At 65.7% G+C, this 13617-nt stretch carries 13 protein-coding genes; 7 read left to right on the top strand and 6 right to left on the bottom strand.

The annotated features are described in order from the left end of the window. Positions 1-4 precede the first annotated feature (4 nt). Positions 5-1102: a helix-turn-helix transcriptional regulator gene (locus tag DM450_RS05500; RefSeq protein ID WP_142633119.1), complete on the top strand. Its 1098-nt coding sequence runs from the start codon at positions 5-7 to the stop codon at positions 1100-1102. 161 nt (positions 1103-1263) lie between these two features. Here the strand turns inward: DM450_RS05500 and DM450_RS05495 are convergent, their stop codons facing one another. Genes DM450_RS05495 through DM450_RS05485 form a run of 3 tightly spaced genes read right to left on the bottom strand, consistent with a single transcriptional unit; the run spans position 1264 to position 4334 of the window. Beyond that, complete coding sequence (locus DM450_RS05495) at positions 1264-2511, bottom strand: MBL fold metallo-hydrolase (protein WP_142633117.1); 1248 nt, start codon at positions 2509-2511, stop codon at positions 1264-1266. 1 nt (position 2512) lies between these two features. Further along, a complete protein-coding gene (locus tag DM450_RS05490) occupies positions 2513-3520 on the bottom strand; it encodes a zinc-dependent alcohol dehydrogenase (protein ID WP_142633115.1) in 1008 nt (335 codons plus the stop codon). Between the two features lie 22 nt (positions 3521-3542). Beyond that, a complete protein-coding gene (locus DM450_RS05485) occupies positions 3543-4334 on the bottom strand; it encodes an SDR family NAD(P)-dependent oxidoreductase (protein WP_142633113.1) in 792 nt (263 codons plus the stop codon). 170 nt (positions 4335-4504) lie between these two features. Here DM450_RS05485 and DM450_RS05480 point away from each other — a divergent pair, with 170 nt between their 5' ends. The 3 genes from DM450_RS05480 to DM450_RS05470 all read left to right on the top strand — a co-directional run bounded on the left by DM450_RS05480 (position 4505) and on the right by DM450_RS05470 (position 7284). After that, entirely contained in the window at positions 4505-5401 is an 897-nt protein-coding gene (locus DM450_RS05480; RefSeq protein ID WP_142633111.1) for a helix-turn-helix transcriptional regulator, read from the top strand. Positions 5402-5548: 147 nt separating this feature from the next. Next, complete coding sequence (locus tag DM450_RS05475) at positions 5549-6730, top strand: sulfotransferase (protein WP_185928717.1); 1182 nt, start codon at positions 5549-5551, stop codon at positions 6728-6730. Between the two features lie 80 nt (positions 6731-6810). Beyond that, complete coding sequence (locus DM450_RS05470; RefSeq protein ID WP_142633109.1) at positions 6811-7284, top strand: VOC family protein; 474 nt, start codon at positions 6811-6813, stop codon at positions 7282-7284. A gap of 9 nt (positions 7285-7293) precedes the next feature. On the opposite strand, the gene cofH is transcribed toward DM450_RS05470, so the two are convergent. Genes cofH through cofE form a run of 3 tightly spaced genes read right to left on the bottom strand, consistent with a single transcriptional unit; the run spans position 7294 to position 11314 of the window. Then, positions 7294-9612, bottom strand: coding sequence for a 5-amino-6-(D-ribitylamino)uracil--L-tyrosine 4-hydroxyphenyl transferase CofH (gene cofH / locus DM450_RS05465; RefSeq protein ID WP_142633107.1), 2319 nt, complete (start codon positions 9610-9612; stop codon positions 7294-7296). Positions 9613-9623: 11 nt separating this feature from the next. Then, positions 9624-10583 carry a 2-phospho-L-lactate transferase gene (gene cofD, locus DM450_RS05460; protein ID WP_142633105.1) on the bottom strand — a complete coding sequence of 320 codons (960 nt, stop codon included), beginning with the start codon at positions 10581-10583 and terminating at the stop codon, positions 9624-9626. Further along, positions 10580-11314, bottom strand: coding sequence for a coenzyme F420-0:L-glutamate ligase (gene cofE, locus DM450_RS05455; RefSeq protein ID WP_260610384.1), 735 nt, complete (start codon positions 11312-11314; stop codon positions 10580-10582). Before cofE ends, cofD begins: the two co-directional genes overlap by 4 nt. A gap of 133 nt (positions 11315-11447) precedes the next feature. Here cofE and npdG point away from each other — a divergent pair, with 133 nt between their 5' ends. From npdG to DM450_RS05440, 3 genes are read left to right on the top strand one after another with little or no spacing between them, the layout of a single operon-like run. Beyond that, positions 11448-12098, top strand: a complete 651-nt coding sequence (npdG, locus tag DM450_RS05450; protein ID WP_142633101.1) for an NADPH-dependent F420 reductase — start codon at positions 11448-11450, stop codon at positions 12096-12098. Continuing rightward, positions 12095-12739, top strand: coding sequence for a 2-phospho-L-lactate guanylyltransferase (gene cofC / locus DM450_RS05445; RefSeq protein ID WP_142633099.1), 645 nt, complete (start codon positions 12095-12097; stop codon positions 12737-12739). Before npdG ends, cofC begins: the two co-directional genes overlap by 4 nt. Positions 12740-12752: 13 nt before the next feature. Next, positions 12753-13610, top strand: coding sequence for an SDR family NAD(P)-dependent oxidoreductase (locus tag DM450_RS05440; protein WP_142633097.1), 858 nt, complete (start codon positions 12753-12755; stop codon positions 13608-13610). Positions 13611-13617 lie beyond the last annotated feature (7 nt).

Below are 13617 nucleotides of genomic sequence, written 5' to 3'. Positions count from 1 at the left end.
GGGCATGGCTCTTACCAGCAACGACGAGACCGATCTCCTGATCCCGCTCTTTCAGGGAAATGCCGAAGATCCGCGCTTTGCGACATTTCTGGAAAGATTGCGTCGTCGCACCCAGGCCGACTACGTCAGCCTGATCCTTCGCATGGGCGATGGTCCGCATGGCACCATCGTCGAAAGCCATGCCGGAATCGACTTGCGCAAACGCGCCCGCGAGTCGGAACAGCAGGGGCCGTTCGACCTTGACCGCTACCTCTACGACAGCCTGCGGCCGGGGCGGGTCTATTCGATCGGGGAGATGATCGACCACGACCCCGTGGCGCGCGCGGATCGCAACCGGCGCATGGCGAAGCTCGGAATCGGCGACGAGCGCGTGGTGCGGATCGCCGGCGGCGAGCGCTACAGCGCATGGCTGCTGATGGCGCGCGCGCGCGAGTGCACCGCCGCCGACAGCGCCCTGCTCTCCAGCCTGGCGCCTTACGTGGCCATCGCGGTCGAGAATCTCGTGGCGATGGACCGTGACCGGCTTTCAGCGCGGATCAACGCCATGGGGCTGGAGCGCACCGGCAAGGGCTGGATGCTTCTGGATGCCGAAGCGCGCATCGTGGCGGCCGATCGCGCGCTGGCGGAATTCTGGCAAATGCACTGCGGCGCGGTGCTGCGCCCGGGCGAACGCGTGCTGGGCCTCGACCTTGCCGCCGAGCGCAAGCTGGCGGCCATCGCGGCAGAAATGACCCAGGCCCCTGCGCTGTCCGCACGGCCGCTGCTGCTGCGGGACAACCCGCATATCGAGGCCTTGCTGATGCCCGCCGAGAATGCGCAGGCCCTCGCGGCACCGGCGATCCTGGCGCTCTGCACCCTGCCCCGCCCGCATTCGGATCAGAGCGCCGAACGACTGGCAGCCGTCTTCGACCTGCCCCGGCGAGAGGCGGAACTGGCAATGGCGCTGGCGGACGGCCACTCCATCGCCGAAGCGGCGGAGCGCATGGGCCTGACCCTGGAAACGGCGCGCAACTATTCCAAGCGGCTCTACGCCAAGCTGGGCGTGCGCGGGCAAGCGGAACTCGTGCGGCTGGTTTACGAGAGCAGCGCGGTGATGGCGTAAAACACGCGCCCGCACGACGCCGCGAACCCAAACCCAACCTCAAACCCAAAAACTTCGTCGCCCCCGCGCAGGCGGGGGCCCCGCTTCCTTTTTGCACCCTAGCGCGAGGCCGGAAGAACAAGCGGGGTCCCCGCCTTCGCGGGGACGACGGGGTGCTGGGATCAATCCCCGAGCTTGGCCTCCATCGCGCCAATCTCCGAACGCAGCCACATCGTCTCGGACAGGTTCTTGCCGCCCGAAGCCGCCAGCAGAGCCTCATGCGCCGCCTTGCGCACGGTGAGAACCGCCGCATTGTCCGGCTCCGCGCTGAGGGCAATATCGGTCAGATGCACGGCCTCCAGCGGAGCGCCCGCATCGAGCTTCGCCTGCGCCCGTTCCGCCAGCTTGACCGCGCCGCCAGCCAGTTCGACCAGATCGCCATCCACACTGGAACGCGGCACGCCGTAGAGCGCCGTCGTACCGTCCTCATAGTGCAGCCACCCCGCGTACTCGCGCCAGATCGACTTGACCGCCCAGGCTGCCTTGCCGTGGAATTCGCCGATCTCCAGCCCCTCGGGCCAGACGAATTCGCGCATCAGCCTGTGCACGTCCTTGCCCGCCTTCATGCCTTCCAGCGTATAGTCGCGCACGTAGCTTACCGCCGCGTGCATCCTGTCGAGATCGGCACGGATGCGCTCGGCTCCGCGAATGGCCTCGCCGTGGCCGGTAACAACGATCTCGGCCCCAAGGTCGCGGATCGTCTCCAGCGACTTCAAGTAGTTGCGCACCAGACGCGGCTTGTCTCCGCGCAAGGTGTTGAGGAACGGCATCGACAGCCAGACCGGCCCGAAGACATTGCCGGTAAAGGCGATCTTCTCCTTGGGCAGCCAGACCGTCAGCGCATCGACGGTCTCGCCCTCGGGCGTGGAGATCAGTTCGAACGTCCGCCCGCCAAGATCGATGGTCAGGCGGCGGTCGACGAGGATGTCGGGAACCACGTGCGGGGCCGGCTTGGGCGAACCGCCGCGCTTCAGCGTCGCCCCCCAGAGCTTCCCGCTCCTTGGCCCGAAGAAGGGCTGGAGGTCCATCATGTCCGAAAGCGCTTCATTGAAGCCCGGCCCGCCGACGACCTGCGTGCCCTGCTCCAGGAATTCCGGCACGCCGCCGAAGTGGTCCGCATGGCTCTGCGTCAGGATGATAAAGGCCAGCGGCCCGGTGCGATGCGGGGTCAGCAAGCGCTTGGTGCGCTCTGCATTGTCCATGAAGCCGGTGTTGATCATGACGTCGCCCTCGGACGTCGTCACGAGATAGGCGTTCGAGATATCGTTCGCCTGAAACACGAAATCGGTGACCGCGATAGCCTCGGCCTGCTCGTCACCCGAGCGGACCAGGCCCGCCAGCTTCGGACCGGCATCCTTCATATCGGCCATCTCAAGCCTCCTCGATCCCGATCATGACTTTGGCGGACTGCGGCGTGGCGGCAATTTCCAGGCCCTTCATGATTTCGCTGAACGGCAGCTTGTGGCTGATCATCGGCGCGATCTTGTCCTTCAGGCGGGGCATGGCGGCGACAACTTCAGGCATTTCGGTGGGATAGCCGACCGCCGTGGTGATCGTCATCTCGCTGGTCAGCATGCGGCCGACCGGGAACTCGATGGGCCGCATGTAGGCGGCGGTGATGACCAGCCTGGCATGCAGCTTGGCCATCATGATCACATCGGTCAGGATGTTGGGCGCGCCCGCCGCGTCGATGAAGGCATCGGTGCCCACGCCCACGCGGCCGTAGCTGGGCACTTCGCCGTGCAGTTTCGCCAGTTCCGCCCGCAGATCGACCTTCGTGGGATCGAGCGCAGCCTGCACGCCCAGCGCCCGCGCGCGTTCCAGACGCTCTTCGGAAAGGTCCAGCGCGACGACATCGGTCACGCCGCGATCGACCAGCCAGAGCAACATGCCAAGCCCGATCGGCCCGCAGCCGAACACGACGACCTTGTCACCCGGCTTCACATCGGCGCGGTTGACGCCGTGCATGGCCACGGCCAGCGGCTCGCACATCGCGGCCACGTCGTAGGAAATGCCCTCGGGGATCGGCAGGATGGAATCGCCGAGGCGCGCCTCGCGCACCAGCAGTTCCTGCGTGAACGCGCCTTCCGGGCCGCCCGAACCGATGTTGCTGGGCGTCATCATCGGGTTGACGATGACGGCATCGCCCACCGCGATCCCGGCGACTTCGGCGCCGACTTCCATCACCTCGCCCGCGCCTTCATGGCCCAGCGCGGTCTCCACGCCCGGCGGAATGCCGCCCATCTTGATGTAGGACAGGTCCGATCCGCAGATGCCAACCGACTTCATCCTGACGACCACGTCCTTCGGCCCGGCCGCCGGACGTTCGTAGGCATCGAGGCGAACGTCGCCTTGCCCATGGATCTTGAGCAATTCCATCACGTCTCTCCCCAAGCCCCGCTTACGGGCGCACCATGTAGCCGCCGTCGATCGTGACCGTCTCGCCGGTCATGAACGAACTTGCGTCCGAGCAAAGATAGGCGCCGATGCCCTCGAAGTCGGCCGGATAGCCGGTGCGCTTCATCGGGATCGTCGGCGCGAAATGCGCGGCCACGGCATCGGCGCGGGCGCCCTCGCCCATCATCGGCGTGATGACGAGGCCCGGCGCCACGACGTTGGCGCGAATGCCCAGCGGAGCCAGCTCGATGGCCAGACAGCGGATCGCCGCCGCCACCGCCGCCTTCGATGCGGCATATTCCATCTTGCCCGGCAGACCCTGGAACAGCGAGAGCGAACCACAGGCGACAAGGCTGCCGCCGCTTTGGTCTCCCGCCTCCACGCGCTCCTTCATCAACCGCGCGCCTTCACGCAGCGTGAAGAACGCACCGTCCAGCGCGGTCTTCTGGAATTCGTACCAATGCTCGGTCGGCATCTCGAAGGCCGAGTTGTAGCGCGGGCTTGCACCGGAGTTGGCGAACACGCAGTCCACCCGGCCGAAATCGGCCATCACCTGCTCGTAACCGGCCTTGATGTTGGCTTCTTCCGAAACGTCGACCTGATAGGCGATCACCCTGCCCGCGCCGGCCGCTTCCAGTTCGGCCTTGGCCTTCGCGCTCTTTTCCGCGTTGCGCGCCCAGATCGCCAGATCGCCGCCCATCTTGGCCACGCCCATGGCGAAGCCGAAGCCGATACCGCCGTTGCCGCCGGTCACCACCGTCACCTTGCCCGTGCAGTCAAAAAGGCCCTTGGCCATCATTCTCTCCTCGATCCCTCCACCGACTTTCCTGCCGGTACTTTCGTTGGCGCGATGTTTCCCGTGGGCGGCTTGTCCCGCAAGTGTGGCAATCGTAGAGTTCGGGCCCTATCCAAGCATCAGGGACACGAATTCGGGCCAGCGACCCGACACGCCCCGGAGAGCCTGCCATGCCCGAAACGCAACTTGCCCATTCGCCGACGATGATTGTCGACGCGGAACTTTCCGCAGCCGGAATCACCGCGCAGATCGTGCGGTTCGACATTCCCGAACCGACCGACACGCGCCATGCCCTCGGCTCGGGCTATCATGTCAACATGTGCCTGACCCCGCGCCCGCTGGACTCGCGCGGCGGCTATCGCGAGCGCTGGGGCCCGCACCGGTTCGAACGTCTGGGCGACATCTTTGCGATCCCCCCCGGAGAGGCGCTCTACATTCGCGGCGGCAGCGGCCGGCAAGCCTCCCTGGTCTGCACCATCGACGCCGCGTTGGTGCACGACCTGCTCGGCCGAGAACTGCCGTGGGACGATGCGCACCTCGCCGCAGCGCTCGACATCGGCAGCGCGCATGTGCGGGCGCTGCTGTTCCGCATCACCGCCGAAGTGCGCCACCCCGGCCTTGCCGCGCAGCGCATGCTGGAACTGCTGGGCGGCGAACTGGCCATCGAGCTCGGGCGCTACGGCCTCGAAGTTGCCGAAAGGCCGATGACCGGCGGCCTTTCCGGCTGGCGGCTGCGCCTGATCGAGGAACGGCTGGCCAGCGACCTCACTTCCCCGTCGCTCAAGGATCTGGCCGACATGTGCGGGCTCTCCGTGCGTCAGTTGACCCGCGGCTTTCGCGTCAGCCGCGCCTGCTCGATCGGCGACTATATCGAACAGCGCCGGATGGAAGCCGCCAAACGCCTGTTGATGGAAGGCGAAAGCGTGAAGACGGTCGCCTTCGCCATGGGCTTTGCCTCCCCCTCCAGCTTCACGTTCGCGTTTCGCCGTGCAGTGGGCGCCAGCCCCAGCACGTTCCGCCAGCGGCAGGCGCGCGCCTTGTCCTCGATGGCCTCCGCCGCAGCATGAGGGGCGGCGGGTCTTGGCCAATATTCGACATTACGTCCTGATCCGTCATGTCAGCCGCATTGCCAAGGCGGCTCTCCCGCTGGCTATCTCATGGCGATGAGGTCGCCGCAGCGGCCCGCGCCGAGACACGGGAAAGAGGATCACGAAATGACCGAACACCTCACGATGGACAAACTCGTCGGTGATGCACTCGTCGAACAGGCGATGAACGAGACCGGCATCCACACCTTCGACAACGACACATGGCGCGAAGGCTTCGACGTTCTTGTGGGCGATTTCAACGCCGGCATCGCGCGCGGTCAATATACCGAGGGCGGTATAGCCCGCGCGAAGGCGGACATCGTGCACTATCTGCGCGGCCGCCTGAAGATCTCCGACTACCTGCGCCAGAACCCTGAATTGCTCAGTCGCCCGGTCGAAAAGCCGGTCTTCGTGATGGGCGTGCCGCGCACCGGCACCACGCTGCTCTCGAACCTGCTCGCCGCCGACCCGGCGCGCCGCTCGCCGCTGACCTGGGAAATCGACGATCCGGTCCCGCCGGTCGCCTCGAAGGAACTGCTCACCACCGATCCGCGCGCGCAGGCCCGTCTGGCGCAGGAAAAGGCGATGCTCGAGGCCAATCCGGCGATGGGCAAGTACTATCGCGGCTCGGCCGTCTATCCGAACGAGTGCGTGTTCTTCATGGCGCACGACTTCAAGACACTGATGATCGATTCCAAGGGCAAGCTGCCGGGCTACAAGGAATTCATCTTCTCCTGCGACATGACCAGCGCCTACGAATACCACAAGAAGTTCCTGCAAGTGCTCCAGCAGAACGCCGGCGGCGTGTGGAACGTGAAGAAGCCCAGCCATGCGCTATGGCTGGAGACGATCTTCAAGGTCTATCCCGACGCCCGCGTGCTCTGGGCGCACCGCGATCCCTTCACCGCCACCGGTTCGCTCTGCTCGATCATCTCGCTCAGCCACATGGCACACATGGGCAAGCCGGATACCGCGTGGCTCAAGGAAAACTACACCTGGCAGGCCGCCGAGCACGCCAACCGGATCATGGATTTCCGTGACAGGCATGGCGAGGACAAGATTATCGACGTCCACTACGCCGATATGACGGCCGATCCGATCGGCACCATGAAAAAGGTCTACCGGCAACTGGGCGACGAATGGACCGCCGAGGCCGAGGCCGGGATCCAGCAGTGGGTGGACGACAACCCGCAGGACAAGTTCGGCAAGCACGAATACAAGCTGGCCCAGTACGGCATCGACAAGGCCGAACTCGAACCGCTCTTCGAACGCTATCTTTCGCGCTACGACGTCGCCCGCGAGGGCTGAGACGGCGAGCTCCTTCCAGACCCGTCGCCCTCGCCGGGGCGACGGGTCCAGGGGCTTGCGCAAGACTTCAGGAGAGACCGATGCTTGAAGGCCGCCATTACCAGAACGCCTACGTCTGCGACAATCTTGAAGCCGGAATCGACCTGTTCCGCGGGCGCGGGCTCGTCCGTGAACCGGTGATCATCCCGGTGGACCAGCAAGTGCTCACGCCGCAGGGCCTGAAGCGCCAGAAGGGGCGGATCTGCTTCATCTGGATCGGCGAACTCCAGATCGAACTGATCGAAAACGAGATCGACGAAGTGGGCATCTACGCAGGTTGCCAGTCGAACGGTGGAGCGCTGCGCTTCCACCATATCTGCTTTGGGGTGGACGACTGGCCGGACTTTCGCAAACGGGTCGACAGCCAGGAGTTTCCCATCGCCATGGAGCGCGAACCTGACGACAATCCGGACGCGCTGAAGTTCCTCTACCTCGATGCCCGCAAGGTCTTCGGGCACTACATCGAATACACCTGGATGCCCGAAGCCATGTGGCAGCAGATCAAGGCCATGTAAGGTCCCGGTTCAAACAGCTTCCAATGCCACTTCGCCGTAAAGCGTGGTACGCTGCTTCAATGTGCGCCCCACGCTTTCCGCCGCCGTGCGCAGTTCCGCGATCGTCACCCCCTGCCCGTGTGCTGCCCCTGCGGCGCGGCTGATGCTTTCATCCATCAGCACACCGCCAAGGTCGTTGGCGCCCGCTGCCAGCACGGCGGCGGCCCCGTCCATGCCCAGTTTCACCCAGGAGCACTGGATCGAGTTGATCGCCCCATTCAGCGCCAGACGCGCCACCGCGTGCATCATTACCGCCTCGCGCCAGGTCGGCCCCTTGCGGCACTGTCCACGCCGGTAGAAGGGCGCTTCCATGTGCACGAGCGGCAGCGGCACGAATTCGGTGATGCCGCCGGTTTCGAGCTGGAGATTGCGCAGCGCCAGCAGGTGCCGCGCCCAGTGCCCGATGCCTTCGAGGTGACCGAACATCACCGTGGACGTCGTCGGCAGGCCGACAGCATGCGCGGTGCCGACCACATCCAGCCATTCCTGCGTGGTCAGCTTGCCCGGGCAGATCTGCTCGCGAATGTCGTCGCAGAGGATCTCGGCCGCCGTACCGGGCAGCGAGCCCAGCCCTGCATCCTTCAGCATCGCCAGATAGTCCCGCACCGGCATGCCCAGCGTACGCGCCCCCTGGCTTACTTCCAGCGGGGAGAAGGCATGGACATGAAGGTCCGGGCACGCCGCTTTCACTTCGCGCAGGATCGAAAGGTAGGTTTCGCCGGTATAGCTCGGGTGGATGCCCCCTTGCAGACAGACTTCGGTCGCCCCGCGCTCCACCGCTTCGCGCGCGCGGCCCGCGACTTCCGACAAGTCGAGATTGTAGGGCTTGTCACGGAAACCCGCCTTGCTGCTGGTCTTCGAGAAGGCGCAGAACGAGCAAGTGTGCGTGCAGATGTTGGTGTAGTTGATGTTGCGATTGACGACGTACGTCACGGTATCGCCGCTGACTTCGGCGCGCAGGGCGTCGGCCGCGGCGATCACCGCCTGCGCTGCCGCGCCGCGCGTGGCGAAAAGGGCAACGATCTCGTACTCGCTCAGCGTCACCCCGCTCGCCGCGCGATCAAGAATACGATGGAGCGACGCTGCCACCGGCCCGGCATGGAACTGCCCCAATGGAGCGCGAACACTGCCCGGTGCATGCTGATCGGCCAGACCGGGGCTCCAGACGCTGTCGCGCGCCAGCCCCTCGGCATCGGCATGGCGTAGCACGGCTGGCCGGATCGCCGGATCGAGCCATGAACGGTCCTCGCTCATCACGAAGCGCGGATAGACCGTCAGGCGCTCGACCAGCGGCAGGCCCTTGGTCGCGCAGATCGCACGCAGCCGCTCCACTTCCGGCCAGGGCGCTTCCGGGTTCACATGATCGAGCGTTACCGGAGAAATCCCTCCCCAATCGTCGATCCCGGCGTCGATCAGTTCGACAAGCCGCTCGTCATTCAGATTGGGCGGCGCCTGTACCGAGACTTCGTCCGGCAGCAGGATGCGCGCGGCGGCGACCACGCGCAGGAAATCCGCCTCGCTCACTTCCGGCGCGCGGGCCATCTTCGTGCCTGGCTTGGGGCAGAAGTTCTGGACGATCACTTCCTGCAAATGGCCATGCTCGCGGTGCAGATCACGCAAAGCGAGAAGCGCATCGATCCGTTCTTCCGCCGTCTCGCCAATGCCGATCAGCACGCCGCTGGTCATCGGCACCCGCGCGCGGCCTGCCGCTGCCAGCGAGGCGAGCCGCAGCGCCGGCACCTTGTCAGGCGAGCCATGGTGGCACATGCCCTTTTCCAGCAGCCGCTCCGACGTGCTTTCCAGCATCAGCCCCACCGAAGCCGCGACCGGGCGCAGCATCCGGTAGTCCTCTTCCTCCAGCACACCGGCGTTGACGTGCGGCAGCAGGCCGGTTTCCTTCAGCACCAGTTCGGCGCAGTGGCGCACATAGTCCACGGTGCGCGCGAAGCCCCGCTCCGCCAGCCAGTCCCGCGCGGCCGCATACCGGCGCTCCGGGGCATCGCCCAGCGTGAACAGCGCCTCCCGGCACCCCGCCGCGGCCCCGGCGCGGGCTATGTCCAGCACTTCCTCAGGCGTGAGGTAGGGCGCCTCGAGCCGCGACGGCGTCGTCGCGAACGTGCAGTAGTGGCAGACGTCCATGCAAAGGCGCGTCAGCGGGATGAAGACCTTGGGCGAATAAGTCATCCGCGCCGGACCGTTTGCCTCGCGCCGCGCCCTTGCCCGCGCGGTGACGTCCTCCAACGGAGCCGCCAGCAGCCATGCCTTCAGCGTGTGGCTATCATCCTGCATCTGCTCACCCTTCAGATGCCTGCGAGGGCAAGCACCTCCTTCGCGAGCCTTTCCCTGTCGGCGGCTTCGCGCATCATTGTCGTCGTCACGGTGACCGTGAGGCCCCGTGCCTGCAAACCAGAGACATCGGCCTCATCGGCATGATCGATCAAGAGGTGGTCGAGAAGATCGCTGTAGTGATGAGCGATAGCCGCATTGCTCACCGCCTGCCCGCGCTCGGCCAGCATCTTGGCCAGCGGACCTTTCACCGAGGTTCCGCCGACAATCGGCGAGACTGCGATCAGCGGCACCCGCCGCGCCGCCAGCGCAGCGCGCACGCCGTCGACGGCAAGGATCGGATCGACACTGAGGAACGGGTTGGACGGGCAGACGACGATGGCGGCAAGGTCTTCCCGTGCCAGTGCGTCAGCAAATCCGGACGAGGGTTTAGCCCCCGCCGCACCCTCGAAACGTACATCAGAAACCACCGGAACGCATTGATCCCCCACGAACCAGCGCTGAAAGTCTGTCCAGCCTGCCTCCGTAAGCACCTGCGTGCGCACCGGATCGTCGCTCATCGGCACAACCGTATGGGCGATCCCGAGTTCGTGCGTCAGCCGCGCCGTCACTTCAGAAAGCGTCTCACCTGCGCGCAGCCGCCATGACCGCGCAATGTGCATCGCCATGTCGCGGTCGCCAAGGTTGAACCACCCCTCCTCGCCCAGCGCGCGGAGCATGGCCATGGTCTGCCACGTCTCGTCCTTCACGCCCCAACCGCGCTGCGTGTCGTTGAGACCGGCGAGCGCATAAGTCACGGAATCCATGTCAGGACATATAGTTAGGCCGAGATGCTCGAAATCGTCTCCAGTATTGACGACGATCGTGAGATCTGCCGGCGCCATGACTGCAGCGAGTCCAGCCGCCAGCTTCGCCCCGCCAACGCCGCCCGAAAGCGCGAGTACGTGCCCCGCTTGCTGTTTTTGGCCGCTCATCGGAACATATCCTGCTCGATAGGCCGAAGCCCGCTTACCGCGCCGGGGCCGTCTGCTTCCGTCACCCAACGCTCGCAGCCGCGCACCAGCGCGACCGGAGTGCCTTCCGCGCCTTCACCCATCGCCAGCGCTGCCATGGCGGCAACCGAGTCCGCAATGCCGATCACCGTGGCCTGAAGCGTGCGGCCGTAAAGATCCTGCCCGCGACCACGGCGGTCTTCCAGCACGGTCAGCCCCGCGCAGCCGATGGCATGGCCCAAGGTGCCGATCCGCCAGGCCCGCCCCATCGAATCCGCGACCACCACGCCGATCCGAACTTTACACGCTTTCTGAAGTTCGCCCCGCAGCGCCCGCGCCGAGGCATCGGGTTCGAGCGGCCAGAGCAGCACACGGCCAGCCTCTCCGCCTTCCACGTTCGATGCGTCGATCCCGGCATTGGCCAGCACGTGCCCGGTGCGATGCGCCGCGATCACGGCCGCCGGAGTGCAGCGCAGGACCTGGGAACTCTCCTCTAGTATTGCCTGCATCATCTCGGGATCACGGCCAGTTGCGCGAGCAAGTTCATGCGCTTCCTCAGAAGTCATGAGCGCCACAAGATCGCGCGTGCGGCCCTCCACCTTGGAGACGATCTTCTGCGCAACCACCAAGATATCGCCATCGCGTAACCGGTCACCTTCGCCTGCGAGGCTCGCGCATATCGCTTGCGCAATCGACATTCCGGCAGCGAACATAGGTAGCCCCGTCAGCGGTCGCACGGTCAGTTCTGGATTTCGCTTCATCGGCCCTCCCGAACCACCGTGTCTAAAGCTGCCGCACCGGGAACGACAATGACAACGACCAAGAATTCGCAGGGGAGATGATCTGATGGCAGCGATAGCGGTGATCGGCGGGACCGGCGCGCTGGGCAAGGGCATTGCCCGAAGGCTCGTCAAGGCGGGGCATCAGGTGACGATCGGATCCCGCACGGCGGAGAAGGCCCGTGCGGCGGCCGAGGAACTCGGGGCGGCAGGCTATGCCGAGAATGGCGAGGCCGCGCAGGGCAAGGACGTGGTGATCGTCACCGTGCCCCATGCTTCTCAAGGCGATACGCTGCGCCAGATCGCGAGCGTGATCGGCTCGGCCGTGGTCGTCGACACCACCGTGCCGCTGGTGCCGCCCAAAGTCATGCGCGTGCAGCTTCCTGCAGAGGGCAGCGCCGCGATGCAGGCCCGCGAACATCTGGGGCCGGATGCCCGCCTCGTCACCGCGTTCCACAACGTCTCTGCCCACCATCTCGACAGCGATCACGCCATTGACTGCGACGTGCTGGTCTTCTCGGACGATGTGGAGGCGCGCCAGACCGTTGTGGACTTGTGCCCGGGCATGGGCCTGCGCGGGCTTTCCGGCGGCGGCCTGGCCAATTCGGCGGCGGCGGAGGCGCTGACCTCGATCCTCATCTACATGAACAAGACCTACAAGGCCGACGGGGCCGGAATACGCTTCACCAACCTCACCGCAGCGCCCGAAGTGCCGTGAGCTGCTGGGCGCTCATCCCGGTCAAGGCGCCAGGCATGGGAAAGACCCGGCTGGCCTCCGCGCTCGATCCTGACGAGCGCGAGGCACTGGTTTCAGGCATGTTGCGCCATGTGCTTGATACCCTGCGCGGCTGCCGGGCAATCCAGCGCGTCTGCGTATTGGGTCCGGCGCGGCCCAATCTGGGTAGCGGGGTACTGCGTTTCGACGATCCGGGCCCCGACCTCAACGGAGCGCTGGAAAGCACGGTATCGGCCATCACCGCAGCGGGACCGGAACGTATCCTGGTGCTGCCGGCAGACCTGCCGTGCATCACCGCCGCTGACATCGAACGGCTCGTAGATCTGCCGCACGATGCTCTGGGAATCGCCCCGGACCGTCATCGCACCGGCACCAACGCGCTGTCCCTGCCATTGCCGGCAAGCATCTGGTTTCCTTTCTCCTTTGGTCAGGACAGCTTCTCAACCCATTGCGAACAAGCGATAAATCGCGGCCTTACCGTGGAGACGATCCTCTCCTGCGGACTGGAGAAAGATATAGACGACCCTCTCGATCTCGCTGATGCTGTTCGCGTTTTGAGGCGCGTCTACAACCCGGCGATCGACGGTTGGCCACGCCCGGGAGGCCGAAAACGGCCCGGTTGAAGGGAGAACGGGTGTGGATGCCTCGGTCATCGACCTGTCGGGGAAAGTCGTGTTCGTCACCGGTGGCGGCGGCGGGATCGGGCGAGCGATCGCGCTCTGCATGGCCGATATGGGTGCAGACATCGCGATCCTTGAGGCTATCCCCGAACGCTGCGACCAGGTCGCCGAACTGATCGAGGCGCGCGGGCGCAAGGCGCTGTGCATCGCCGGAAATGCCATGGACGCCGATTTCGTGCAGGATGCCGTTACCGAGGCGGCGCGCCATTTCGGGCGGCTTGACGTGCTGGCGAACAACGTCGGCGGCGTGTCCCGGCGGCCCTTCGCGGACCTCACCGAGAAGAACTGGCGCCGCCATATCGATCTCAACCTCGTCTCCAACCTTGCCGCCACGCAGGCCGCGCTGCCGATCATGATCGAAAGTGGGCGTGGAGGTTCAATCATCAACGTCACCAGCATCGAGGCGTCGCGCGCGGCGCCGGGCTACGCGGTCTACGCCGCGTGCAAGGCCGGGATCAACAACCTCACCCGTACGCTGGCGGTGGAGCTTGCCCACCACGGCATCCGTGTGAACGCCATCGCGCCCGACTATACGGTAACACCGGGCACGCGCGGCCAGTTCACCGGGCCGGTCGATCCGCTGCTCTGGCATCGCCCCTCGCCTGCGCAGGAAGAGGCGATCCGCCGCCGCATCCCGCTCGGCCGTGCAGGCGTCGACGAGGAATGCGGCCGCGTCGCCGTGTTCCTCGCCTCCGAAATGGCCACATACGTCACCGGCACGATCATCCCGGTCGACGGCGGCACCTGGGCATCCGGCGGATGGGTGCGCAACAGCGATGAAAACTGGGTGCTGCCGCCCGAACCCACCGATTGAACGAGAG

This window comes from Sphingomonas sp. IC081, from assembly GCF_006874585.1.
Taxonomy (GTDB): Bacteria; Pseudomonadota; Alphaproteobacteria; order Sphingomonadales; family Sphingomonadaceae; genus Novosphingobium.
This window is presented reverse-complemented; position numbering and strand designations above follow the sequence as displayed.